At 69.2% G+C, this 23,359-nt stretch carries 24 protein-coding genes; 15 read left to right on the top strand and 9 right to left on the bottom strand.

Annotated elements, in window-relative coordinates; genetic code table 11:
* The first annotated feature begins 164 nt into the window (after positions 1-164).
* Positions 165-686: an OmpA family protein gene (locus ACIA5H_RS24705; protein WP_379252720.1), complete on the top strand. Its 522-nt coding sequence runs from the start codon at positions 165-167 to the stop codon at positions 684-686.
* A 42-nt stretch (positions 687-728) separates the two neighbouring features.
* Here ACIA5H_RS24705 and ACIA5H_RS24700 read toward each other — a convergent pair whose 3' ends face one another.
* Genes ACIA5H_RS24700 through ACIA5H_RS24690 form a run of 3 tightly spaced genes read right to left on the bottom strand, consistent with a single transcriptional unit; the run spans position 729 to position 5,916 of the window.
* A complete protein-coding gene (locus ACIA5H_RS24700; protein ID WP_397077508.1) occupies positions 729-3,461 on the bottom strand; it encodes a cytochrome P450 in 2,733 nt (910 codons plus the stop codon).
* Positions 3,458-4,681 (bottom strand): cytochrome P450, encoded by a 1,224-nt coding sequence (locus ACIA5H_RS24695; RefSeq protein WP_397077506.1) that lies wholly within the window; start codon positions 4,679-4,681, stop codon positions 3,458-3,460. The genes ACIA5H_RS24700 and ACIA5H_RS24695 overlap by 4 nt, the downstream gene beginning before the upstream one ends.
* Entirely contained in the window at positions 4,678-5,916 is a 1,239-nt protein-coding gene (locus tag ACIA5H_RS24690; protein WP_379252717.1) for a cytochrome P450, read from the bottom strand. Before ACIA5H_RS24690 ends, ACIA5H_RS24695 begins: the two co-directional genes overlap by 4 nt.
* Before the next feature lie 270 nt (positions 5,917-6,186).
* Between ACIA5H_RS24690 and ACIA5H_RS24685 the strand changes: the two genes are divergently transcribed.
* Genes ACIA5H_RS24685 through ACIA5H_RS24660 form a run of 6 tightly spaced genes read left to right on the top strand, consistent with a single transcriptional unit; the run spans position 6,187 to position 11,195 of the window.
* On the top strand, positions 6,187-7,845 hold the full coding sequence (locus ACIA5H_RS24685; RefSeq protein ID WP_397077503.1) for a fatty acyl-AMP ligase: 1,659 nt from the start codon (positions 6,187-6,189) through the stop codon (positions 7,843-7,845).
* Between the two features lie 23 nt (positions 7,846-7,868).
* Entirely contained in the window at positions 7,869-8,657 is a 789-nt protein-coding gene (locus tag ACIA5H_RS24680; protein ID WP_379252715.1) for a ferritin-like domain-containing protein, read from the top strand.
* 4 nt (positions 8,658-8,661) lie between these two features.
* Entirely contained in the window at positions 8,662-9,228 is a 567-nt protein-coding gene (locus ACIA5H_RS24675) for a PaaI family thioesterase (RefSeq protein ID WP_397077500.1), read from the top strand.
* Positions 9,225-9,491, top strand: coding sequence for an acyl carrier protein (locus ACIA5H_RS24670; RefSeq protein ID WP_397077498.1), 267 nt, complete (start codon positions 9,225-9,227; stop codon positions 9,489-9,491). The genes ACIA5H_RS24675 and ACIA5H_RS24670 overlap by 4 nt, the downstream gene beginning before the upstream one ends.
* On the top strand, positions 9,488-10,336 hold the full coding sequence (locus ACIA5H_RS24665) for an SAM-dependent methyltransferase (RefSeq protein ID WP_397077496.1): 849 nt from the start codon (positions 9,488-9,490) through the stop codon (positions 10,334-10,336). The genes ACIA5H_RS24670 and ACIA5H_RS24665 overlap by 4 nt, the downstream gene beginning before the upstream one ends.
* Positions 10,337-10,352: 16 nt before the next feature.
* Positions 10,353-11,195 carry an acyl-ACP desaturase gene (locus tag ACIA5H_RS24660; protein WP_379252711.1) on the top strand — a complete coding sequence of 281 codons (843 nt, stop codon included), beginning with the start codon at positions 10,353-10,355 and terminating at the stop codon, positions 11,193-11,195.
* A 61-nt stretch (positions 11,196-11,256) separates the two neighbouring features.
* Here ACIA5H_RS24660 and ACIA5H_RS24655 read toward each other — a convergent pair whose 3' ends face one another.
* Positions 11,257-11,724 (bottom strand): PaaI family thioesterase, encoded by a 468-nt coding sequence (locus tag ACIA5H_RS24655; RefSeq protein ID WP_379252710.1) that lies wholly within the window; start codon positions 11,722-11,724, stop codon positions 11,257-11,259.
* Positions 11,725-11,900: 176 nt separating this feature from the next.
* On the opposite strand from ACIA5H_RS24655, the gene ACIA5H_RS24650 reads away from it, so the two are divergent.
* The gene (locus tag ACIA5H_RS24650) at positions 11,901-12,932 is read left to right on the top strand and encodes a DUF2293 domain-containing protein (protein WP_397077493.1); all 1,032 of its coding nucleotides are present in this window, start codon (positions 11,901-11,903) and stop codon (positions 12,930-12,932) included.
* A gap of 30 nt (positions 12,933-12,962) precedes the next feature.
* Here the strand turns inward: ACIA5H_RS24650 and ACIA5H_RS24645 are convergent, their stop codons facing one another.
* Positions 12,963-13,367 (bottom strand): hypothetical protein, encoded by a 405-nt coding sequence (locus ACIA5H_RS24645; protein ID WP_379252708.1) that lies wholly within the window; start codon positions 13,365-13,367, stop codon positions 12,963-12,965.
* A 483-nt stretch (positions 13,368-13,850) separates the two neighbouring features.
* On the opposite strand from ACIA5H_RS24645, the gene ACIA5H_RS24640 reads away from it, so the two are divergent.
* From ACIA5H_RS24640 to ACIA5H_RS24625, 4 genes are all read left to right on the top strand, one after another.
* A complete protein-coding gene (locus ACIA5H_RS24640) occupies positions 13,851-15,011 on the top strand; it encodes a lipase family protein (protein ID WP_379252707.1) in 1,161 nt (386 codons plus the stop codon).
* A gap of 135 nt (positions 15,012-15,146) precedes the next feature.
* Entirely contained in the window at positions 15,147-15,473 is a 327-nt protein-coding gene (locus tag ACIA5H_RS24635; protein WP_355076542.1) for a plasmid stabilization protein, read from the top strand.
* A gap of 42 nt (positions 15,474-15,515) precedes the next feature.
* On the top strand, positions 15,516-15,758 hold the full coding sequence (locus ACIA5H_RS24630) for a hypothetical protein (protein ID WP_355076543.1): 243 nt from the start codon (positions 15,516-15,518) through the stop codon (positions 15,756-15,758).
* A gap of 240 nt (positions 15,759-15,998) precedes the next feature.
* Positions 15,999-17,060: an NAD-dependent epimerase/dehydratase family protein gene (locus ACIA5H_RS24625; protein WP_379252706.1), complete on the top strand. Its 1,062-nt coding sequence runs from the start codon at positions 15,999-16,001 to the stop codon at positions 17,058-17,060.
* On the opposite strand, the gene ACIA5H_RS24620 is transcribed toward ACIA5H_RS24625, so the two are convergent.
* Entirely contained in the window at positions 17,061-17,669 is a 609-nt protein-coding gene (locus ACIA5H_RS24620) for a TetR/AcrR family transcriptional regulator (protein ID WP_397077487.1), read from the bottom strand.
* Between the two features lie 64 nt (positions 17,670-17,733).
* Here ACIA5H_RS24620 and ACIA5H_RS24615 point away from each other — a divergent pair, with 64 nt between their 5' ends.
* Positions 17,734-18,603, top strand: coding sequence for an alpha/beta fold hydrolase (locus ACIA5H_RS24615; RefSeq protein WP_379252704.1), 870 nt, complete (start codon positions 17,734-17,736; stop codon positions 18,601-18,603).
* A gap of 10 nt (positions 18,604-18,613) precedes the next feature.
* Here the strand turns inward: ACIA5H_RS24615 and ACIA5H_RS24610 are convergent, their stop codons facing one another.
* Positions 18,614-19,741: an acyl-CoA dehydrogenase family protein gene (locus tag ACIA5H_RS24610; protein ID WP_379252703.1), complete on the bottom strand. Its 1,128-nt coding sequence runs from the start codon at positions 19,739-19,741 to the stop codon at positions 18,614-18,616.
* Between the two features lie 137 nt (positions 19,742-19,878).
* Here ACIA5H_RS24610 and ACIA5H_RS24605 point away from each other — a divergent pair, with 137 nt between their 5' ends.
* Entirely contained in the window at positions 19,879-20,253 is a 375-nt protein-coding gene (locus ACIA5H_RS24605) for a MerR family transcriptional regulator (protein WP_355076553.1), read from the top strand.
* A complete protein-coding gene (locus ACIA5H_RS24600) occupies positions 20,250-21,113 on the top strand; it encodes a TIGR03619 family F420-dependent LLM class oxidoreductase (protein WP_379252702.1) in 864 nt (287 codons plus the stop codon). The genes ACIA5H_RS24605 and ACIA5H_RS24600 overlap by 4 nt, the downstream gene beginning before the upstream one ends.
* 32 nt (positions 21,114-21,145) lie before the next feature.
* Here ACIA5H_RS24600 and ACIA5H_RS24595 read toward each other — a convergent pair whose 3' ends face one another.
* Both ACIA5H_RS24595 and ACIA5H_RS24590 read right to left on the bottom strand, forming a co-directional pair.
* On the bottom strand, positions 21,146-21,646 hold the full coding sequence (locus ACIA5H_RS24595; protein ID WP_397077481.1) for a flavin reductase family protein: 501 nt from the start codon (positions 21,644-21,646) through the stop codon (positions 21,146-21,148).
* A 360-nt stretch (positions 21,647-22,006) separates the two neighbouring features.
* Positions 22,007-23,335 carry an MFS transporter gene (locus ACIA5H_RS24590; RefSeq protein WP_397077479.1) on the bottom strand — a complete coding sequence of 443 codons (1,329 nt, stop codon included), beginning with the start codon at positions 23,333-23,335 and terminating at the stop codon, positions 22,007-22,009.
* Positions 23,336-23,359: the final 24 nt, after the last annotated feature.

Genomic DNA, 23,359 nt, shown 5'->3' with positions numbered 1-23,359 from the left:
GCGGCGACCCGCGAAACGGCACTCCGGGGCCGCGTGCCTGTGCAAGGATCGAGTGCACCGACAGCATTGGACAGACGTATGCGTGCGGGCCTGTTCCCGGGCAATTCCACGCATCGCACCGAATGGCGCATACGGGATTTCTCCACCGAAACAGGAGTAGGCAGATGATTTCCAAGAAAAGCGTCAGTGGAATCGCCGCTGTGGCCGTCGCGCTGCTCGTGACCGCGGCGTGCGGGTCCGACGACGGCTCGAATTCTTCGGCGACGACGACCGAGCAGACCCACCCCCTGCGCAGCAGCCTGGCCGCGACCGCGTCCTCGGCCGTGCGCTCGGGCCTGAACACCGCGCAGCAGGTGATCCAGGACGCGATCAACGCGGCGCTGGCCGCCGCGCCGATCACCTTCGACAGCGGCAGCTCCGACCTCAGCGGGACGGACGTCGCCACCATCAAAGTGGTGGCGGTACCGTTGAAAGGCAACGACGCCAAGGTGGAGATCACGACCTACGCCCAGGACGAGAACCCCGCCACCGCCAAATCCGTGGCCAAGGCCAGGGGCGACAACATCGCGGCAGAACTCGAGTCCGCGGGCGTCGAGAAGTCGCGCATCACCGTGAAACCCCAGGGCAACCCGACCGACCAGAACATCAAGGTCGACGAAGCGAAGATCGAGGTGCTCGGCAGCTGACCGTGTTGCCATCGGGCCGGGTCCGGCCCGATGGCGCCGGACTCACACGGCGGTGAAACGAGTCGGCAGCGCCGCCAACCCGCGGATCACGACATTCGGCTTGTACGGCGGCGTGTCCGACAGCGCCTCGATGTCGCGGACCTTCCGCAACAGCACTTCCAGCAGCACTTCCATCTCCAGCAGCGCCAGCGGCGCGCCGAGGCAGTAGTGGATGCCCAGGCTGAAGCCGAGATGCTTCTTGGCCGGGTTCATCGGGTCCGCGTACCGGGCGACGTCGATGCGATCGGCGTCGGCGTAGGCCGCGTCGTCGCGATTGGCCGAATTGATCAGCACCACCACGCCTTCGCCCGGCTCGAAGTCGTGCCCGGCCAGCGTGATCGGGCGGGTCGCGGCACGCGTGGTGATCTGAACCGACGGTTCCAGGCGCAAGAGTTCGTCGGGCGCCGAGGCGACCAGTTCCGGTCGCTTGCGCAGCGTATCGATCGCCTCTGGGTTGCGCATCAACTGCAACGAACCGGCGCCGATCAGGTTGGCCGTGGTCTCGTGCCCGGCCACGAACGTGGTGATGCAGGTGGCGAGCAACTCCTGTTCGGTGAGCACGTCCCCGCGATCCTCGACCTGGGACAGCGCGCTGAGCAGGTCGTCCTTCGGGTCGCGGCGGCGCTGGTTCAGCAACTCGCGGAAGTAGCCCATGAATCCGCGCGAGGCCGCGCTGCGCGCCTTCAGCGCCGCCGCCGGCAGCGTGTAATCGTGGTCGAAGCCACGCGCCAAATCCTGCGACCACTGGTGAACCTGGTCGTAGGCCTCCGGCGGCACCCCGATCAGCTCGCACGCGATGATCAGCGGCAGCGGGTAGGCGATCATCTCGACGAGGTCGAATTCGCCTGCCTCCATGGCCTTGTCGACCAGTTGCTCGGTGAGTTCCTGGATTCGCGGACGCAGCCTGGTCACCATGCGCGGGGTGAAGCCCTTGGTCACGAGGTTGCGCAACCGGGTGTGGTCCGGCGGCTCCATCCACAGGAACGAGGTGGGCAACTCCTCGGGCGCGTCCTCCGGCGACACCGTCGGATGCATCATCGCCGCCTCCTCCGCGTGGCTCCACGCGGTGGTCGACAGGGCGGCGGCGCAGTCCTCGTAGCGGGTGAGCACGTAGTGGCCCAAGGGGGTCTGGTGCAGGCGGCCCGCCTCGCGCAGCACCCGGGCCGGGCGGTAGGGATCCGGTCTGCCTTCGGGGCCGAAGAGCTGGATCAGGGCGGTCTGGACGGCGGAATCCTGTTCCGCGACAGCCGTACCAGCGGTTGACGAGTCCATGTCGAGTGGTTCCTCCTGTGCGGAGCACCGACGCCGGTCGATGCTGCCGGTAGTCGAAATGGGTCGGCGATCGGAAGGGATGGACGGCCGCGGGTCCGGCGAAGGACCCGATGCGCGAAGGGGTCCGGGACCGGTGGGACGGATGTTCGGTGCGGCCGCGCGGGTGCCGCCGCGCAGCAGTACTCGTCCCGCCATCGCGGGGTGCAGCAGTGCCGTCGGCGGTTCGACCAGGTTCGCCACTCGCAGAAAGGTCCTGGACACATGCGGGTCGACGTGGGCCGCGCGATGCACGCGGGCCACATAGGCGTTGGTGAGCCGCGTGCGCACCGTGCGCGGCCCCACCACCCCCGGATGCGCCAGATCCGCGCCGGCCGACAGTTGCCAGGCGACGTCGAGCGCCTTGTCCGCCGCCGCGTAGAACCTCGCGGGGAGATCGGGCGTGGGTCCGCCGGAGCGCAGGCACGCGCGCAGTGCCGCGGCCTGCTGGGCGGCGACCGCCATGCCCTGGGCGTAGAGCGGGTTGAAGCTGCACAGCGCGTCGCCGAGCAGTAGGAAGCCATGGGGCACCGCGGCACGGCGCCGGTAGGCCCTGCGCACCGGAGCGCGGAAGCGGTGCGGCACCGCGTCGCCGACCGGTTCGGAGCGGGTGATCAGATCGAGGATGTCCGGCGCGGCGAGGGAGGCGGCGAACCGGGTGAAGCCGTCGGGGTCGGTGGGCGGGTGGTCACCGAGTATCCCGGCCAGCGTGACGTGCCAGCGGTCGTCTTCCACCCGCACCGCGCCGCCGCCGCGGCCGCTGGCCCCGGTCGAGATGATCACCGAGGCGTGCCCGTCGAGCTGGCCTTCGAGGCGGCGGTAGAACCGCGAGGAGTAGCCCAGATCCACCTCCAGCCGCTGCTCTGCGGGCGGCTCGGCGCCGAGCGCGGTGAGCCACACCGGCGCTCGCGTGCCGCGTCCGGTCGCGTCGACCACGAGGTCGGTCGCATGCGTCTCGACGCCGGAATCACCCGTCACCGACACGGCGCGCACGCCGTGCCGGTCACCGATCAGGCCGCGCGCGGTTCCCGCCACGAGCCGCACCTGAGAAAGCCGCGATATCCGTTCCCGCAATAGCGATTCCAGCAGAGGCCGGGTCGCGATCAGCGAGGTGAGCCCGGTGGCGGCCGGCGCGGCCCGCAGCCCGCCCACGTACCACCTGGTCGCGACCAGGGCCTCGGCGCGGGTCGCGCCGCGCGCGGTCATCTCGTCGGTGAATCCGGGCAGCAGTTCCTCGATGACGGTGCGGCCGCCATCCAGCAGGCCGTGCAGGTGCCGTGCCTGCGGAACGCCTTTGCGCATGCCCTCGACGTCGAAGCCGTCGCGCTCGAACACCGTGACCCGCGCGAAGTGGTCGGCCAGAACCCGCGCCGCCAGCAGCCCGGCGACGCCAGCGCCGAGCACGACGGCGTGCCGTGCCCCGTTCACAACGTCACCGGCAGCGACACGATGCCGCGGTGGATCAAGCTCGGCCGGTACTCGATCGCGTCGGTCGCGGGCGCCAGTTTCGGAGCCCGCGCGAGCAGCGCGCCGACCGCCGCTTCGGCCTCGATCCGCGCCAGTGGCGCGCCCACGCAGTAGTGGATGCCGAGACTGAAGCCGAGATGCTTGCGCGCGGGATGGTTTCCGGCGTAGCGGGTGACATCGAAGCGGTCGGCGTCCGGATAGACCCGGTCGTCCCGGCTGGCCGACGCCGTGAGCACCACGACTCCGTCGCCCCTGCGGAACCGGTGTCCGCCGACCACCGTGTCGGCCAGCGCTACGCGAATGGTGAACTGGGTGGGCGCGTCGTAGCGGAGCATCTCGTCCAGCGCGGGCGCGATGAGGTCGGGCTGGTCGCGCAGCAGGGCGAGCTGGTCCGGGCTGCGCAGCAGCGCGAGCATGCCGTTGCCGATGAGGTTGATCGAGGTCTCCATCCCCGCCACCAGGGTGAGCAGGGCAATGCCGATCACCTCCGGCTCGGTGAGCTGGTCGCTGTCCGCACTCGCGGCAACCAGCGCGCTCAGCAGGTCCGGCGTCGGATTCTCCTTCTTGCGCTGGACCAACCGGGCGAAGTAGCCCATGCACTCCACGGCCGCGGCGGTGCGGGCCGCCACATCCCGCGGCCCGAGCAGCGAATCGGGGTCGCTGCCGCGCGCGATGGCCAGCTGCCACTCCCGGAACTTCGCGGCGTCGGCCGGGTCGGCGCCGAGCAACCGGACCGGCACCATCGCCACCGCCAGCGGCACCGCCAGGCCGTCGAGCACGTCGAGTTCGCCGCGGACGAGCGCCGCGTCCACGATCTCCCGCACGACCTGCCCGGCGACCGGGGCCATCTCGGCCATCAGCCGCGGGGTGAACGCCTTCGCGACGAGCTTGCGGTAGCGGCCGTGCTCGGGCGGATCCATCCGGACGAAGGAACCGGGAATCGCCGCCGTGGTGTCCCGGAACGGACTGATGCCCGCCGCGTAGCCGTGCCCCCAGTCCGCGCCGGTCAGAATCGCGGCGCACTCCTCGTAACGGGTGACCAGCGTGACCGGCACATCGCCGAACGCGAACGGGAAGAGCGCCGCCGCGTCCCGCACCCGCCGGTAGGCCGGATACGGGTCGGCGCGCTCGCTCGGATCGAAGGCGTCGAAGGTGACTTCGGCGGGCGTAACGGTGTTCATCGGGCCTCCATCCGGACACGCAGTTGCGACATGCCGCGCACGACCACGTTCGGCCGGTACAGCGGTTCCTCGAGCAGGGACATGGACGCGACCCGGTCGGCGATCGCCCGTAGCACCACGCTCATCTCCAGCCGCGCCAGCGGCGCGCCGAGGCAGTAGTGCAGGCCGAGCCCGAAGGACAAGTGCCGCTCGGCCTTTCGACCGCGCGCATACCGCGCGATGTCGAACTCGTCGGCCCGCGGGAACGCCGCCGGATCGCGGTTGGCCGACGCCAGCAGCACGATCACCGCATCGCCCGGCGCGAAAGTCCTTCCCGAAACAGTGATCTCGTCGTGCGCGGTGCGTGTGGTCAGATGCACCGGGGCGTCGTAGCGCAACACCTCGTCCACCGCGGGCTCGGACAGCTCGGGGAAGCCGCGCAACCGCTCGAACTGCTCCGGGTTGCGGATGAGCGCCAGCACGCCGTTGCCGATCAGGTTGACCGTGGTCTCGTGCCCGGCGACGACGAGGATCAGCAGCGTGCCGAGCAATTCGGTGCGCGTCAGGCGCGCGCCCGCGTCGTCGGCCTGCACCAGCGCGGTGATCAAGTCGGCGCGCGGAGTGCGGCGGCGCTGCTCGACCAGGTCGCCGAAGAATTCGAGAAAGGCGTGCACGGCGGCGGTGCGCGCGTCCAGCTCCGGTTTCGACAGCAGCACGTCGGGGTCGAGGCCGCGCGCGATGCCCGCCGAGATCTCCCGCACGTGCTCGTGCGCCTCGGGCGGCACGCCGAGCAGTTCGCACACCATGGTCAGCGGCAGCGGATAGGCCAGCGCCTCGAGCAGGTCGACGTCGCGCTCGGCGAGCATCTTCGCCATCAGGTCCTCGACCAAACGCTCCGCGCGCTCGCGCATACCGCTGACGGTGCGCGCGGTGAACGCCTTGCTCACCAGTCCGCGCAGGCGGGTGTGCTCCGGCGGTTCCATCCAGAGGAACGAGCCGGGCAGTTCGACCTCGCTGTCACCGTGCAGCAGTTCCGGTTCCTCGGCGTGGCTCCAGCGCGGGTCCTGCATGATCGCCTGCGCCTCGTGGTGGCGGGTCACCAGGTGGGTGTCGTGCGGGCCCGGCACGAACGGGGCCGCCGCGCGCAGCACGTCGTAACTGCCGTACGGGTTGTGCCGCATGTGCGCGGCGACGCTCTCGACGACCGCCAGCTGAACCGGGGTCGACTCCTCGACCGCGGATTGGTCGGAACTCACCGGCGACTCCTGGGTAGAAATGGACGCGGCGCGGAAAAGGGCATAGCATCCGCCGGATCGCTGCGGACAATTCCGGGACGCGGGAGAGAATTTCTCGTCCATCGTGGTGCGCGGCACCGGCGCGGTGTGGCGACGATTACCCGTTCCTATCGGGCCATAGCCGAAATACTTTATCGCGCAGTGCGATCGGATGATCGGCCTTGTTTATCGCCGACGTCAATTCACAACGAGTTCAATGCGCCGTCACAATTCGCTGTTTCCGTGGCAGACATGAATTCCGCGGATTCGGCCGGGACCCTGCACGGTCGCCTCGCCGAGATCGCCGCCGCCCATCCCGCGGTGGCCGCCACGTTCTGGTCGCTGCCGGAAACGGTGGACTACGCCGAGCTGCACCGGCGGTCGCTGGTCGCGGCGGCGGCGCTGCTGCGGCGCGAGGTGCGGCGCGGCGAACCGGTGGGCATCCTGAGTCCGAATGCTCCCGAGTTCCTCACCTGCCTGTTCGGTGTGACGGCGGCGGGCGGCGCCGCGACTCCCCTTCCGCTGCCCGCAGGCGCCCGCGCGGCGAGCGGCTACCCGCAGAAGCTCGCCGCCATCGTCGCGGCGGCGGGCATGCGCACGATTCTGGTGTCGCATCGCTTCGCCGACCTGGCGGCACTGCTCGGCGACACGCTGGACGTCGAATTGATCGACACCGCAGCACTTCTCGCGGAGGACACTGCGACGGCCGCCGCCCTTCCCGAGCTGTCGAGCGACGATCCGGCCGTCATCCAGTTCACCTCCGGCAGCACCGCGACACCCAAAGGCGTTCGCCTGACCCACCACAACGTCCTCAGCGGCCTGGCATCGATCCGCACCGGCATCGATCTGAGCCTGGACGATCAGGGCGGGTTCTGGCTTCCGCTGTTCCACGACATGGGCCTGTTCGGCACGCTCTCGGCGATTCTGCGCGGCATCCCCGCCCACGTGTGGTCCCCGCTGTCGTTCGTCAAGGACCCGGCCCGCTGGCTCGCCGACTTCGCCGCCAGCGGAACCACCATCACCGCGATGCCCAATTTCGGCTACGAGGCGCTGCTGGCCGCCGTGCCCGCCGAGCGGGTGCGCGACTACGACTTGAGCCGCTGGCGGATCGCGTTCAACGGATCGGAACCGATCTCCCGAGATGTCGTCGTCGCGTTCTGCGAGCGCTTCGCCCCCGCCGGATTCCGACCGGCGACGATGTTCGGCGTCTACGGCATGGCCGAAGCGACCCTCGCGGTCACCTTCCCGCCGCTGGGCCGCGCGCCCGTCTTCGAGTGGGTGGATCGCGCCGCACTGTCGGATGGCGCGATCGCACAGCGTGTTTCACCGGACGCCTCGGGTGCTCGGCCGGTGGCCGGAGTGGGCTCGCCGGTACCGCGTATGCGGGTGCGCGTGGTCGACCCCGACCAGGACTGTGACCTGCCCGACGGCAAGGTGGGCGAGATCCTCATCCAGGGCGACGCGGTCACCGGCGGATATCTCACCGCCGACCCCGCGCGCGTGTCCGGGCTGTTCGCCGACGGCTGGCTGCGCACCGGCGACCTCGGCTACCTGAGGGACGGCGAGCTTTTCGTCACCGGCCGGTGCAAGGACATGATCACGGTGCGCGGCGTGAACTACTACGCCCAGGACGTCGAGGCCGCGGTACGCGACCTCGACGGCGTGTACAAGGGCCGGTGCACGGCGGCGATCGACCCGCACGGCGCGGACGTGATCGCGCTGATCGCCGAATCCGAGCGCACCGGAGCCGACGCCGACGCGCTGACCGAGGCGATCCGCGCCCGGGTCTCCGCCGAACTCGGCCTGGCCGCGGTCCAGGTCCACCTGGTCGCGCCGCGCAGCATTCCCCGTACCAGCAGCGGCAAGCTCCAGCGGCTCGCCGCCCGCGATCTCATCACCCACCGCAGGTAATCCCGACCGAACCGGAGCCTTTCGTGCACAGCTATGACGTCTTCCGCCACTACGAGCGCCTGCATTGGAAGCTGGCCGACCTCGATCTCGACGCCGTCGACGCGACCCTGGTCCGTCCCGAGTACATCACCCTGGCCAAGAGCGCGACGATGGGCGAGTCCAACGTCATCGCCGCGGTGCACGGATTCCTGAACGAGTTCGTCGACGACTACGACTTCTCCACGTTCGCGGTGGTGTGGGGCTACCAGGAAGTGCAGCACCACTACGCGTTCCGCTCCTGGCTGAACGCGCTCGGCGAGCGCGTGGACGACAAGGCCGTCGACTCGATGCGCGAGCCGTACGCGCCGGGCACCACCCCGTCGGCGACCCTGGCCACCAACATCATCTCCGAGCTCACCGTCAACCACATCTACCGGGCGGTGGCGAACTGGGTGGAGGAGCCCGTGCTGAAGGGATTGCTGCTCAACGCCAGTCGCGATGAGGCGGGCCACGCGCGCGAGTTCATCCACTACGCCACCGAGCGGCTGCGGCGGCGGCCCGAGGAGCTGCCGTCGGTGCTGGAGACCCTCTACGTGTACAGCTCCGAGGCCAAGATCAAGCACCCGGTCAGCACGTTCAAGGCCGGGATCAGCGAACTCGGCGACCACGAGACCATCGACACCGGCTTCGACCTGTTCCTCGAGCAGGTCGCCGCCGAGGGCGAGCTGGAGGTCCTGCACGACAAGGTCCGGCGCACCTTCGCAGGCATGACCGGACTCGACCTGTCCAGCAACGCCAAGGTTCGCCGGGCCCTGGCCGACGCGATCGCCTAGCGCCATGGACCGCGACAGCGCTTTCGACGACACCGTCCACGGCGGAGTGGACACCGTCCGGGTGCCCTGGTCGGTGATCCCGGACTACCGTTGCTTCGGCTGCTCGCCGCACAACACGACCGGCCTTCGCCTGCGGTTCACCCCGCATCCGGACGGGTTGCAGGCCCGGTTCCGGCTCGGGCGCGAGTTCGAGTCCTACCCCGGCGTCGTGCACGGCGGGTTGATCGGCGTGATCTGCGACGAGGTGATGGGCAATCTCATCGTCCTGGCGCGCCGCCACCCGGCGTTCACCGTCACCCAGCGCACCCGATTCCTCACCCCGCTACTCGTCGGACGCGAATACCACTGCGTCGCAACGCTGCCCGGCGACGAAGAAGACCGCCCGATCCGGGCGTCCGCGGAGATCCGCGACGCCGACGGCCTCGTGTGCGCCGGCTCCACCGCGGCCTACCAGCCGTTCGCGCTCGACGACGTGCGCCATCAGCTCACCCTCGGCGACGACGAGGTCGCCGCGCTCTCCCACGCACTGTCCACCGGCACCGCCCTCGCCCCGAACGGAGTCGAGTCATGACCACCACCCACACCGCCGACGACATCCTGCGCACGGTCACCGGCATCGCCACCGCCGAGACCGGCATCCCCGAGACCGAGCTGCGCCCCGACCTGGACCTGCGCGGCATGGCCGGAGTCGACTCGGTGCGCGTGCTGCGCATGGTCGCCAAGATCGAGCGCACCTACGACATCGAACTCGAGGACCAGGACGTGTTCGGCCTGTCCTCGTTGAAAGACGTCGTCACCGTGGTCGGCAAGGCGCTGCGCGAGGCGGCGGCGTGACCGTCACCGACCAGCCGGTCACCGCAGACACCAACCAGCACTACGACCTCGACCCCGACATCTTCGGCCAATTCCTCGACCCGCTGCGCAAATACAGCTCGGCGCTCTACGAATCCGAGGCCGACACCCTCGAGCAGGCGCAGCGGCGCAAACTGCGGTTCGTGGCCGACCGGCTCGGGCTGACCGGCGGCGAACGCCTCTTGGACGTGGGATGCGGCTGGGGCTCGCTGATCCTGTTCATGGCGGCGGAATTCGGCTGCGAGACAACGGGTGTCAGCCCGGCGCCACGCCAGCACGAGTACATCGCCGAGCAGGCCCGCGCCCGCGGTCTCGCGGATCGGGTGCACACCCGGGTCGGCCACTTCGAGCGGATGGAACTGCCGCCGCGCGGTTTCGACGCCGTGACGCTGCTCGGCTCGATCGTGCACATGCCCGATCTCGGCGCGGTCTTCCGCCGAGCCCGCGGGGTGCTGCGGCGCGGCGGCACGCTGTACGTGTCGGAGAGCTGCTTCCGCAACGCGTCCGCGCGCACGGCGTTCGACGCCAAGGCCGGAACCGAGTTCGTGCGCGCTGACATCTTCGGGTGGGGCGATCTGCGTCCGCTCTCCGACCTGGTCACCGCCGCAGAGGACGCGGGATTGTCCGTCATCGCGGTGGACGACCTCACCGAGCACTACCGCCGCACCATCGACGACTGGATCGCGAACGTCGACGCCGCCGCCGAACGCATCGACGCGCACGGGCCCGGCTTGGCCGCGAAGCTGCGGCACTACCTGGAGATCGCGAACGCCGGGTGGGGTTACACCACCAAGCATTACGCGCTGACCTGCCGTAACGCCCGCTGAGCCGCAGGAGCGACAGATGAACATCGAATCGGCGCTGATTCCCGTCGACGAAGTGGTCGCGGCCGTCGACGGTTTCCTCGCGGCCTCGCCCGCCACGCGCGCCTGGGACGTGGAGACCGCCTTCGACTGGTCCCGCGCCGACGCGGGCCTGCTCACCGAAGGCCAGCGGTCCGCGGTCCAGTTCGTCACCCTCATCGAGGACCATCTGCCCGGCTACTTCGACGTCTACCACCGCTATTTCCCGGTGGACGACACCGTCGACCGGGACGCGTTCGTGCACAACCGCGAGCTCTACCACTTCACGGTCCGCTGGGCGCTGGAGGAGGACACCCACGCACGCGCGCTGAGCCGCTACCAGGTGGCGTCCGGGATGGCCGAGCGCGGCGCCCTGCGCGCCGAGCTGGCGATCGAGGGGCAGAAACCGTTCGACCTGCCCTACCGGCATCCGGTGCAGTTCTTCGCCTACGCGCTGGTGCAGGAGAAGGCGACGCAGATGTACTACCAGCACCTGCGCGAGGTGGTGAACGATCCGGTGCTCGGGGCGGTGCTGGCGCGGCTGTCGCGCGACGAGGCGCGGCATTTCAGTTTCATGGCCGACGTGGTCGGCCGCTACCTGCGGGTACGAGGCGACGCCGCCGTGGAGCCGATCCGGGAGGTGATCGCCACCTTCCGCATGCCCTTGGCCGACACCATGCGCGGCTACTGGCGGTGGGCGCTGAAGATCGCCGACGTGGCCTCCTACGACCACACCGAGGCCTACGAGCACCTCGTGAAAGTGATCGACCGCGCGGTGGACGCCCGCAGCGACCGCCTCGACGAATTGGTGCGCTTCATCGACGAATGCCGTGCACTGGCCTGAGTTTCGACACCGGACGGCCCGGCTCCCGATCGTGTTGCGGGAGCCGGGCCGTCCGCTGCGCTCAGTGTTCGGGCTGCAAGACCAGGATCGTGGTCGAACCGTGCGCGATCAGCTTGCCGTTCGCGTCGGTGATCCGGCCCTCCGCCGTCGCGGTACGCCGCCCGAGGTGCACGGCGTTGGCCTCGCAGGTCAGCCGGGAACCGTCCAGCGTCACCGACCGGATGAAGTTCACCTTCAACTCCAACGTCGTATAGGCCACGCCGTCACCGAGCTTCGTGAAGACCGCGCTCCCCATCGCCGTGTCCATCAAGGTGGCCAGCACGCCGCCGTGCACGGTGAACATCGCGTTGATGGCGGCCGGGTTCGGATCGAGGTAGTACCGGGTGTAGCCGTCGCCCGCGGTCTCCAGTCGAATGCCCAGAGACGCGCCGACGCCTAGGTTTTCGCGAAGTCCCCGCTCGAAAACCGTGGTCAGTTCGGTGACACGGGACGCGACGGTTCCGTTGGCGTGAGTGTCGATGCTGGTCATGGCTCTTCCTCCCTGCGAACGTTGCCCCGCTATTCGACCAGCGCCCGATGAACGCCACCCGCCGGCATCCGCTTGCATACCGACATTCGATCGGGTGATAGGACACTTTTTCGTAGCGAATCCGCCGCATCGGCACCGTCCTGCGCCCATCGCGGCGTGCGCTAGGGTTCGAACTCGTGTCCAAGCTGCGGCGACGGGTGGTCGAGGCTGCGGAAGCGGCGCTGGCCCAACGCAAATACGTGTCGGCGGTCGATGTGTTCGCCGTTCTGGGGTGGGTGCGGTCCGGTCAGGTCGATCGCTGGCGACAGGGGCAGGCGCCGTCGCTGGAGCGGGTCACGGCGGTGGACGGGCGACGAATGCTCGAAGCGGCGGATCTGCTGGGCGAGTGGGCCCGCGAGCACGGGCTGACCGCGGCCACAGCGGCGTATCTGTCGAGCGGCCGCGACCGCGAGGCGTTGCGGTTCGTCGACGACGGCGACGACACGGTGTTCCGGGTGCACTGGCTCTCGGCGGAGCTCAGCCCGGCGCGGCGCGAGCAGGTCGTCCGGCGCCAGAACCGGGCCCCGGATCTGACGGTGGTCGAGGCCGCTGAACCTTGGACGTGCGCGGAATGCGCCGAGACCGGCTCGTATCTGATCACCTCCGCGGCCGGGCCGCTGTGCCTCACCTGTTCGGACCTGGATCATCTGGAGTTCCTGCCGGCCGGGAACGCGGCGTTGAGCCGGCGCGCCAAGAAGGAGAGCACCCTCGCCGCCGTGGTGGTCCGCTTCAACCGGCGGCGCAAACGCTACGAACGGCTGGGCATCCTCGTCGAGGAAGTCGCCCTCACCCGCGCCGAACAGCAATGCCTGGCCGACGAAGAGGCCCGTTCCCGCCGCCGCGACCGCGACCGCGTGCGCCGCGCCGCCGAGGACGTCGAATACCGCGCCCGAATGTCCGACGAGATCCGGCGGCTGTTCCCCCGCTGCCCCGCCGACCGCGCCACCGAGATCGCCGAACACGCCGCCGCCCGCGGCAGCGGCCGCGTAGGCCGCACCGCCGCCGCCAAACTCCTGTCCGCCGAAGCGCTCACCCTCGCCGTGATAGCTTCCATCCGCCACCGCGACACCGACTACGACCATCTCCTCATGACCGGCATCCCCCGCTCGGAGGCCAGGGCTCGTATCCGGCCCACCGTCGACCGCGTCCTCGAAAGCTGGCGCGGTTGAGGCGGCGCTGGGTGGCATCGCGTGGTCAGGTCATTTTTCGGCCCCGTCTCCCGCAGGCACCGGCGAACGACGGGCATGCTCGGCCACCCAGACGCCGACGCCGATCGCTCCGGCGACCGGCCACGAGACCAGCCCGGTGACCGCGGCCGCCCCGAGCCCGCCGAAATAGAGCAACGACTCCCGGTCCGGTACTCGATCGAGCACCGCCGTGGTCGCCGAGGAAACACCGGTCGCCACGCTGCGCGGCCCGGGCGGCAGCGGAACTCGCGCCATCCGCATCCCGAGCGTCGGAACCGGGACACGCACCCCGCCGCGCTCTGCGGTCGCGGTGTCGGAGCCGGTCGGCGCTTCGGTCTCGGTGGGCGGCGCGGAACGTGCCTTCTCCGGTGATTCGGACCCGGACTCACGGACCTTCTCGGTTGCTGTCTTGGCCATGACCGCTCCTTCCTGCGCCCTGCACCTCGTCGCTGTGTATGTGATCCAGCCAAGCCGTGCTCGCCCCCCATCGCAACCCCTCGTCGGGATGCGTTCGGTCGCGATGTGACAAACGAACGGACACCGCCGGACGTTCGCGGCCATGGCCGACGGCGGATCGGATGCCCAGCGCGGATGTGCGGTCTCCGCTGCGGACCCTGGGATTCTCCCAGTAGTGGCTGTTCAGTTGCTATGCATCACGATACCCACAATGAATCACCTCAAAATCGCCAGTTATCTTCGAGGCCAGTGGATTTTTCGCGCATTCACGAACTCACCACTTCATGTTGCTGATAGTTTGCCGACGATGCACTCTTATGCCCGCCACTGTTCGGCGAATGCGGCGAACTACCCCTGGAGGTCAAGGTCGTGACTCGTCCGTTTCTTCGTTTGCTCGGCAGTAAACGCATCGGTTCCGCCCGTGCCATCGGCGCGTGCTGCGGAATGGCAGTCACTCTTCTGCTCGGGACGGCGGCAACCGCGGACCCGCTCTATCCGCAGCCCGATCCGGACCCGTTCTACGCCGCGCCCGCCGATCTGGCGGCGCACCGTCCCGGTGACATACTCGACGCGCGCGTCTTGCCACCGCTTCCGCTGTTCCCCGGCGCCACCGTCCGGTTGGTCGAGTTCCGGTCCACGAATTCGCGGGGCGCGCCGATCTCGGCGACGACAACGATCCTCACCCCCCTCGGCCAGCGGCCCGGCATGCCGCTGCTGTCGTATCAGCACTTCATCAACTCGCTCGGCACGCACTGCGCGGTGTCGCACCTGCTCTACCACAACGATCCGAACCTGACGCTGACCACGCCGATGTTGAACGTCCTGCTGGCGCAGGGCTGGACGGTAGCGCTGCCGGACCATCTCGGACCGCAGTTCGCGCTCGGCGCCGGGCGTTTGGGCGGCCAGATCACGTTGGACGGTATCCGCGCGGCCAAACAGCTCCCCGAACTCGGCTTGCAGAGCAGTCCGACCGCGCTGGCCGGTTACTCCGGCGGCGGTCTCGCCACGGCATGGGCGGCCGAGCTGCAACCGACCTACGCGCCCGACCTGCGGCTCGCGGGCGCGGCCATCGGCGGCGCCCCGATGAACCTGGTGACGATGGCCAAAGCGTTGGGTTTCGAACCGCATCCGGCGTTCGGCCTGGCCATGGCGACGGCGATCGGCCTGGAACGGGAGTACCCCGACCGCGTGCCGACCAGCCAGTCACTCAACGAGCGCGGTCTGGCGCTTCGCGACGAGATGGCCAACAGCTGCACCAACGACATCCTCGCCGCGGGCGTGAACGGTAGCGCGCGCGACTATGTGACCTCCACGTCGGTCTTCGACACTCCGGCCGCATGGTCGGTGGTCGAGGAGAACAGTGTGGAGCTCTACCCGAGCGCCCCGGAAATCCCCATTTTCGAATGGCATTCACCTAGCGATGGGCTGATTCCGATCGATGCCATCGACAACACCAATCGCCATTGGTGCTCGGCCGGGGTGCCCGTGCAGACACTGCGCGTGGCCGACGTGGAGCATCTGACCGCAGCGGTCCTCGGCGCCCCCTCGGTGCTGCCGTGGCTCCAAGGCCGGGTTCGCGGCGAGCCCGCGCCCAGCACCTGCTGACGTCAGCTCACCACCTCCCGGAGTAGCGGTCGCGCTCTCGGAAGCTTCGGATGGCCGGGCCCGGCGGACGATTCGGGCCCGATCCGGATTGCGCGGAGATTCCTGGGGTAGACCGCAGATACAGGAGGTGATGACATGCCGAAGGCTTGGACCGACAAGCAGGAACGCCAGTACGAGCACATCGCGGATTCGGCGAAATCCCGGGGCGCGAGCACCGGGCGCGCGAAGGAGATCGCCGCTCGCACGGTCAACAAGAACCGTGCCCAGTCCGGACAATCCAAGACCGCGAGCAAGACGTCGACCGACGACAAGTCCCCGCAGCAGCGCGGTGGTCAGCGTTCGCACAGCGGCGCCCAAGGGCCGACCCGTGACCAGCTGTACAACGAGGCCAAGAAGCGCAATGTCGAAGGCCGCTCGAAGATGACGAAGAAGGAGCTGGCGCACGCGCTCGGACGGGACTGACGCGACGCGCGGCTCGGCGACGAAGAAGCGAAAGGAGTGGAGATGACCAAGCAGCAGGAAACGGGCACCATCACCGGCACCAGGGACAAGGACTACAACCTGATCTGGTTCGTCGAGGCGTCCCTCGAGAACGCACTGCGTCTGGACACGTTCATCCAGGACGCGGAACGCGCCGGAGACACCGAGCTGGTGGAGTTCTTCCGCAAGGCGCAGGCCGACAGCCGCAAGGGCGGCCGGATGGGTAAGGAACTGCTTGCCAACCGTCTCGCCCAATCGAATATGTGACGTTTTGCAGACGAGCGGCGGACGGGAGCCCGAGTGGGTTCCCGTCCGCCGCTGGTTCGCAGGTCGTCCGGATGCGCACCGGCCCGTCGTGACGCGGTCCTGGGCGCGCCTTCGGGCTACCGCACCCGGCGGTCGCCGGGCCCGGCCGGGAAGAATCCGATTCACCGCTCTACCGCGGTGTCGTCGCCGACATCCTGGGTAAGTCGCTCTCGAACCTCGTCACCGAGCCAAGGAGCAGATATGCGCGTCGTCGTGGTCGGTGCCACCGGAAACGTCGGAACGAGCGTGCTGGAGACACTGTCGGCCGAAGCGGGAGTCAGTTCGATCGTGGGGATCGCTCGGCGCGTGCCGGGCATCCCGCGCCCGGGTGTGGAGTGGGTGCGCGCGGATGTGCGAACCGACGACCTGGAGTCCCATTTCCACGGAGCCGACGTGGTCGTGCATCTGGCATGGCTGTTCCAGCCCACCCATCAGCCCATGGTCACGTGGCGCGCCAATGTCGGCGGCACGGAACGCGTGCTGCGCGCCGTCGCCGCGGCGCAGGTCCCCGCGTTGGTCTACGCCTCCTCCGTCGGCGCCTACTCCCCGTGCCAGAGCGACGAGCCGGTGCCGGAGAGCTGGCCGACCGACGGCTGGCCACCCGCCGCTTACATGCGGGAGAAGGCTTACGTCGAAAGGCTGCTCGATCGGTTCGAGGCCGAGAATCCGGATCGCCGCGTGGTTCGCATGCGTCCGGCGTTCATCTTCAGCAGGCACACCGCCAGTCAGCAACGGCGTCTGTTCGCCGGTCCGCTGTTGCCGAACCGCCTGATGCGGCCGGGCCTCCCGCCGATCCTGCCGATTCCGCGCGGCCTGCGGTTCCAGGCGGTGCACAGCGCCGACGTCGGACGCGCGTACGCGCTCGCGATCGCGACCGATGCCCGTGGCCCGTTCAACCTGGCCGCGGAGCCGGTGATCGATCGCTCCTGGCTGGCCGCGGTCTTCGATGCCCGGGTGGTGTCCGTTCCGCCCGCGGTGATCCGCGCCGCACTCGCGATGGGCTGGCACGCGCGGACACTGCCCGCCACGCCGGACCTGTTGGACGGGGTGATGCACCTGCCGATCATGGACACCGGCCGCGCGCGGGCGGAGCTGGGCTGGACTCCTCGGTTCACCGCCGTCGACGCACTCCGGCACCTGATCTCCGGGTTGCGGGCGGGCGCGGGGGAAGACACCCCGCCGCTGGCCAGCGACGCGGGCGGGCCATGGCGCTGGAAGGAGTTCACCTCGGGAGTCGGTGGCCGCGAGATCGGCGTCGGCTAGTCACTCGGCCGAGTGCGCGGCGCGCTGACCGCGCGCCCCGGCCAGTACCTGTTCGATACGGGCACTCGTGGACCGGCCCGCCGCGTGCAACGGTTCCGTCGAGCGCAGCGTGCGGCTGAGGACGAAAGCGCCCTCGAGGCTCGTGAGAACGGCGAGGATGAGATCGCGAGCGTCCGTCGCGGACAGGCCGCGGCGGACGAAGTAGTCGGTGCCCTCGTCGATCCAGGAGGCGATGACTTCGGCGGCGACGTCGCGCAGCGCGGGTTCGCTGTCGGCGATCTCACCCGCGACGGTGCCGACCGGGCACATGTTGATCCAGCCGGTCTGCTCGATCTGTTCGGCGGCCGCCGCGAAGGCGGCGGGTATGGCTTCGCGCAAGTCGTCGTGTGCGTCGAGCAGCAGCGGGAGCAACTGGATGTACGCGGCCCCGGACGTGCGCAGGGCCGCGGCGGCGATCTGCGGTTTGCCCTCGGGAAAGTGGTGGTAGAGCGACCCCATCGGAGCCTGAGCGGCGACGGTGAGTTGCTTGACGCTGGTGCCCGCATAGCCCTGTGTGCGCATCAACTCGGCCATCGCGGTGACGATGCGCTCCCGGGTGCTGGTTGACATTTTCTCGGTCACCCTTCCAGACTAGAGCAAACACTCTAGAGTGATCGCTCGAATGGAGGCGGACATGCCTGTGATCGAACTGCCCGCGGGACGGGTGCACTACGTCGAGCGCGGCGAGGGACCTCCGGTCGTCCTGCTGCACGGCCTGCTGATGAACCACACGGTCTGGGACGAGGTGATCGACGCCCTCCCCGAAGGCTTCCGGTACCTGTTGCCGGACCTGCCGCTCGGCGCCCATCCCCTGCCGCTGCGCCCCGGCGTCGACCTGAGTTTGCGCGGCCTGAACCACCTGATCGCCGACTTCCTCGCCGCACTCGACCTGCGCGAGGTCACGCTCGTTCACAGCGATTGGGGCGGTGCGCTGTTCCTCACCGCCTACGGGCTGGACGAACGCGTCGGCAGGCTGATCGTGCTGCCGTGCGAGGCGTTCGACAACTTCCCGCCCGGCCTGCCGGGCAAGATGGCCACCGTCGCCACTCACCTCCCGGGCGGCATGTCGCTGGCGCTGCGGCAGTTGCGCGTTCGGTGGCTGCGCCGCTCGCCGTTGCTGTTCGGCTGGATGGCGCGGCGCCCATTGCCCGATGCGCTGGTGCGCGGCTGGACCGAGCCGGGGCTGCGCGACGCACGGATCCGGCGGGACCTGCTCGCCTACACCAAGTCGGCGTTCCCGAAACGAGAATTGATCGCCCATACCGAAGCGTTGCGCGACTTCCGTGGAGACGCCCTGATCCTGTGGTCTTCGGCGGGCAAGGTGATGCCGCGCGAGCACGGCCCGCGGCTCGCGGAACTCATTCCCGCGGCCCGGCTGGTCGAAATCGATGACGCGTACGTACTGTCCATGCTCGACCAGCCCGCCGCCGTAGCCGAGGCGATGTCGGCGTTCCTGCTCGACAACCACACCGCACCGGGGCGCGACAAGCGCTCGCCGCGCTAGCACCCGCGAGTCACGCTTCGTCCGGCACGCCGAGGACACCCCGCCCGATCACCCCGGCGATCACCTCCGTCGAATACGCCATGAGCTGGCCGGCCTGGGCATCGCGCAGGTGACGTTGGATCGGCGACCGCTTCAGATACCCCGAGCCGCCGCCGACCCGAACGCCGAGCTGCGCCACGTCGACCGCCACCTTGTTCGCGAGGTACTTGGCTCGGGACAGGTTGTCGAAGAACAGCGCGATCCCATGGTCGGCCTGCCACAATGCCTGTTCGTAGAGCGCGTGCGCGGCGGCGAGCCGGGTCTGCGCGTCCGCGACCTCGTACTGCACCCACTGCTGGTGCGCCAAGGGCTTGCCGAGAATTTCCCTGGTGCGCGCGTGTTCCACCAGCGCGTCCAGCGCGGCATCGGCGATGCCGAGCGAAATCGCGGGAAGCCCGGCCGGGATCACCGCGAAATCTCCCGGACGCGGCGCGCGGCCCCGGTACTCGGCACGCAGCACGGTGTCGTCGAACGCGAGCAGCTGGCTGCGCGTGGCGCGCAGGCCGAGAGTGTCCCAGATCGGGACGATCGATACCGTTTCGTCGGGGACCACGCCGAAGAAAGCGGGTTCCCCCGCCACGAGCGCGTTGACCAGCAGATAATCGGCGATCTCGCTCCCGGAGACGAACCGCTTCGCCCCGCTCAGCGACCACCCGCCCGCGGTCGGCTCGGCGACGTGCTGCGGCTGGAGGAAGCGGTTTCCGCTCGCCGGTTCGGACAACGCGTTCGCGAAGCGCTTACCCGACCGGAACTCGTCGGCGAAGAACGATCCCGAACTCTCGCCGGTGATTTCCGCGAGGGCGACGCCCGCCCCCGCGTGCATGGTCCAGATCGTCGCGGTGGACGGATCGGCTCGAGCCAGGATTCTGACGAGGCGACCGAGTCCCAGGTAGCTCAGGCCCGCGCCACCGGACGATTCGGGCAGCACCGCGTGATCCGCGCCGGCCTCGTGCAACGCGTCCAGATGTTCGACGGCGAGCTCGGCGCGCTCGTCGTAGTCGGCCGCCACGGCCGCGAATCCGGTCGCCAAGTCGGCGACCCGGTCGAGCAATTCCCGCTCGCCGTCGCGGACCGGAACGATGAAATGCGCGTTCGTCACGAAATGCTCTCTGGTCGAGGGGAATCGGCGAGCAAGGCTCGCCGGCTGATCTCCCCCGAGGGTACGCAGCCCGCGCCGACTTGCCTTGACGTCGACGAGAAGGTTTAGCGTGGCGGTAGCGGAGACAAGGAGGACGGATGCGCATCGGCGAACTGGCGGAGCGGGCGGGCACCAGCACGCGCGCCTTGCGTTACTACGAGGAGCACGGTTTGGTGCGGCCGCACCGCGCCGCCAACGGTTACCGCTCGTACGACGACGCGGAGGTGCTGATCGTGGCGCAGATCCGCGAACTGCTCGGCGCGGGCTTCGATCTCGACGACATTCGTCCGTTCGTCGCCTGCCTGCGGGCGGGCAACGGTTCCGGAGACGTCTGCCCGGACTCGGTGTCCACCTTGCGGCGCAAGCTGTCCGAGGTCGATTCGTACCTGGCGCGGCTGGAGCGAGTACGAGGCCAGCTGCACGAGCGGCTCGCGGCGGCCTGCGAGTTCGACCGGATCGAGGAGCCGCGGTGAGGTTCGCGGTCAGCTACAGCACTCCCTTCTTCGGCGTCGACCCGGACCGGTTGATCGCCTACGCCCAGCACGCCGAGCGCTGCGGATTCGAAGCGATCTACCTGCCCGAGCACGTCGCGCTGTACCCGGGCGCCGCGGTCGGACCGATGGAGATCACGCCCTCGGTGCCGTTCGCCGACCCCCTCGACGCGCTGAGCTTCGTGGCCGCAGCGACCGAGCGGATCCTGCTCGGCACCGCGGTGCTGCTATTGCCCTACCACCATCCGGTGGTGCTGGCCAAACGCCTCGCGACGATCGACGTGCTGTCCAAGGGACGGATGCGCCTGCTCACCGTGGGGGTGGGAACCCTGCCCGGGGAGGCACAGGCCGTCGGCGTCGATTTCGCCTCCCGAGGCCGCCGCGCCGACGAGGCCATCGATGTGCTGCGACTGCTGTGGTCGGGCGGCGCGGACGGGGTGAGCTTCGAAGGCGAGTTCTTCCGGTTCGAGAACCTGTGCAGTTATCCGAAACCCCTCGGCGGCGACCTGCCGATCCATGTCGGTGGATCGAGCCGCGCCGCGGCGCGCCGCGCCGGTTCCCGCGGCGACGGTTACTTCCCCGGCGGGGTGCTCGGGCCCACCGAACGCGCCGCCCAGCTGGAGATCGCCCATACCGCGGCCGCTGCGGCGGGCCGGGATCCCGGCGCGTTCGAGTACACGCGCTGGGGATCTGTCGACATGCCGGTCGAGCGGGTCGAGGGACTGGCCGAACAGGGTGTCACGCGCATCGTGGTGAGCGCGAGCACAGGGGACCCTGAGCAAGCCAGAGACGAGTTGTCCGCCTTCGCCGAACGATTCGAACTTGCGAACGCACTGAAATAGCTTTCGCGTCCGGGCGGCGGTCCCGAACCAACTCAGACGGTATGGCCCGCAACCAGATCCGCTACCGAGTGGTAATGCAGCGTCTCCGCGGTGGGCCGCAGCACGGCGCCGGCCTCGGGTTCCAGCAGCATCCCGACGTGATCACCGAGGTCGTAGCGGTCGCGGATACGAGCGACGAACCAGCTGGGCACCGTGCTGAGCACCGGGATGCCGCCCGGACCCGGGCGCCAGTCGCAGTGCACGAACTTGTCGATGTCGTCGCCGGTCTCACCGCCGAAAAGCCGTGCGAGGGAGACTTGTTCGCTGCCGAGCAAATGCACCGCGAGCCGGTCGGCGTGCTGCGCGACCCGATAGGTGTAGTTCTTCTTGGACAGGCCGATCAGGAACCGGCGCGGCTCGATGCTGACCTGCGTCGCGAAGCCGACGAGACAACCGGCGCGCCGGCCGTCCGCCTGCACGGTGACCAGCAGCACGGGATAGTCCGCCGCCGCGACCACCGCGTCGAACACTGCGGTCCGGTCTTCGGTAGCCATCGGTCCTCCCAGCGTGATGCGGCGTCTTCCCCGGATGCCCGCGCGACCGTCGCGCAAACATGCCGGAACGAGCAGCGCTCACCCTACAACCGCGGCGGCAAGTCGTCTGAGACGCCGACGCCGACAAGGGTGAGACGCCCGTACGACGGCCCGGTAGATCAGCCCTTTCCGATCTACATTGCCGTGGATGATAGTCCACCACAACGACTTCCGTGCCGACACTGAAAACGCATGGTGGCGGTCGCCACATTGCGAGCGCATCTCTGCATACGGCCTGGCCCTCACCTCGGCGGCCGCGGTTCGGCGGCACGCATCGCGCCCCGGACTCGGCGGCGAGTGAGGCCATGGGCAGGCCGAGGATCACAGATCCGCGTCCCGGTCGACGGGAGCGTCGCCGGTGCGCCGCCGCAGTGTCATGACGCCCGCCGCGGCGGCGATCATGCACAATCCCACCACCCAGAGCCCGGCGCGCTGGCTGCCGGTCACGTCCTTCAGCCCACCGGTGACGTACGGCGCGACGAAACCGCTGACGTTGCCGACCGAGTTGATCAACGCGATGCCGCCCGCCGCCGCCGCGCCGGACAGGAAGGTGCCGGGCAGGGCCCAGAACGTCGGCAGCGCCGCGAGCACGCCCACCGCGCACACCGTGACCGCGATCATGGCGGCGAACGGATCGCCGAGATACAGCGCCACCGGGATGGCGAGACCGCCCAGCAGCGCGGGCAGGGCGACGTGCCGAGCCCGCTCACCGGTCCGGTCGCCGTGCCTGCCCCACCACACCATCACCACGGCCCCGACGAGGTAGGGCACCCCATTGATCAGTCCGCGCTGCACCACCGAATAGTGCGTTCCGTATTGCTGCTGGAAGCCGTCGATGATCGTCGGCAGGAAGAATCCCAGCGCATACAGGCCGTAGACGATGCCGCCGTAGACGAAGGCGAGGCCGAGCACCCGCGGATGGGTCAGCGCACGACGCAACGTCCAGTGCTCCGCGCGCCGCAACGTGGCCTGCTCCGTGGCGAGTTCGCGAGTGAGCCATGCACGTTCGGCGGAGGCCAGCCAGCCCGCCTGCTCGGGACGGTCGGTCAGATAGAACCAGGTCGCCACCGCCAACGCGACGGCGGGCAACCCCTCGACCAAGAACATGAAACGCCAACCGCTGAGCCCGAAGACGCCGTCGCCGTATCGAATGATCAAGCTGGACACCGTCGCGCCCAACGCGGTGGACATGGGCACCGCGGTCATGAACAACGCGACGATCCGCGCCCGTTGCGCCTGCGGGAACCAATAGGTCAGATAGAGCAGGATGCCGGGAAAGAAGCCCGCCTCCACCACACCCAGCAGGAACCGCAGGAGATACAGCACGGTGGCGTCGGGTACGAAGGCCATCGCCGTGGCCACCAGCCCCCAGGTGGCCATGATCCGGGCGATCCAGCGCCGGGCGCCGAACCGGTGCAGCGCCAGGTTGCTCGGCACCTCCAGCAGCAGGTATCCGACGAAGAAGATGCCGGAGGCGAATCCGAACGCGGTCTCGGTGAGCCCGAGCTCGGTCTTCATGCCGCTCGGCCCGGCGAACCCGATGTTCACCCGGTCCAGATAGTTGACGAAGTACAGCAGCCCGAGAAAGGGCAGCAGGCGAATCGTGACCTTGCGCAGCGTCGTGTCTGCCGCCTCGGCGGTGGAAACCATCTGCGCACTCTCGGCTCCGGACGG

The organism is Nocardia sp. NPDC051900, from assembly GCF_044452545.1.
In the GTDB taxonomy this organism is placed as follows: domain Bacteria; phylum Actinomycetota; class Actinomycetes; order Mycobacteriales; family Mycobacteriaceae; genus Nocardia; species Nocardia sichangensis.
This window is presented reverse-complemented; position numbering and strand designations above follow the sequence as displayed.

Bases quoted from the DNA above. Each gene is read 5' to 3' on its own strand.
- ACIA5H_RS24705 (WP_379252720.1), top strand. From the start codon at position 165: ATGATTTCCAAGAAAAGCGTCAGTGGAATCGCCGCTGTGGCCGTCGCG.
- ACIA5H_RS24695 (WP_397077506.1), bottom strand. From the start codon at position 4,681: ATGAACACCGTTACGCCCGCCGAAGTCACCTTCGACGCCTTCGATCCG.
- ACIA5H_RS24685 (WP_397077503.1), top strand. From the start codon at position 6,187: ATGAATTCCGCGGATTCGGCCGGGACCCTGCACGGTCGCCTCGCCGAG.
- ACIA5H_RS24675 (WP_397077500.1), top strand. From the start codon at position 8,662: ATGGACCGCGACAGCGCTTTCGACGACACCGTCCACGGCGGAGTGGAC.
- ACIA5H_RS24670 (WP_397077498.1), top strand. From the start codon at position 9,225: ATGACCACCACCCACACCGCCGACGACATCCTGCGCACGGTCACCGGC.
- ACIA5H_RS24660 (WP_379252711.1), top strand. From the start codon at position 10,353: ATGAACATCGAATCGGCGCTGATTCCCGTCGACGAAGTGGTCGCGGCC.
- ACIA5H_RS24655 (WP_379252710.1), bottom strand. From the start codon at position 11,724: ATGACCAGCATCGACACTCACGCCAACGGAACCGTCGCGTCCCGTGTC.
- ACIA5H_RS24645 (WP_379252708.1), bottom strand. From the start codon at position 13,367: ATGGCCAAGACAGCAACCGAGAAGGTCCGTGAGTCCGGGTCCGAATCA.
- ACIA5H_RS24640 (WP_379252707.1), top strand. From the start codon at position 13,851: ATGGCAGTCACTCTTCTGCTCGGGACGGCGGCAACCGCGGACCCGCTC.
- ACIA5H_RS24635 (WP_355076542.1), top strand. From the start codon at position 15,147: ATGCCGAAGGCTTGGACCGACAAGCAGGAACGCCAGTACGAGCACATC.
- ACIA5H_RS24630 (WP_355076543.1), top strand. From the start codon at position 15,516: ATGACCAAGCAGCAGGAAACGGGCACCATCACCGGCACCAGGGACAAG.
- ACIA5H_RS24625 (WP_379252706.1), top strand. From the start codon at position 15,999: ATGCGCGTCGTCGTGGTCGGTGCCACCGGAAACGTCGGAACGAGCGTG.
- ACIA5H_RS24620 (WP_397077487.1), bottom strand. From the start codon at position 17,669: ATGTCAACCAGCACCCGGGAGCGCATCGTCACCGCGATGGCCGAGTTG.
- ACIA5H_RS24615 (WP_379252704.1), top strand. From the start codon at position 17,734: ATGCCTGTGATCGAACTGCCCGCGGGACGGGTGCACTACGTCGAGCGC.
- ACIA5H_RS24605 (WP_355076553.1), top strand. From the start codon at position 19,879: ATGCGCATCGGCGAACTGGCGGAGCGGGCGGGCACCAGCACGCGCGCC.
- ACIA5H_RS24595 (WP_397077481.1), bottom strand. From the start codon at position 21,646: ATGGCTACCGAAGACCGGACCGCAGTGTTCGACGCGGTGGTCGCGGCG.
- ACIA5H_RS24590 (WP_397077479.1), bottom strand. From the start codon at position 23,335: ATGGTTTCCACCGCCGAGGCGGCAGACACGACGCTGCGCAAGGTCACG.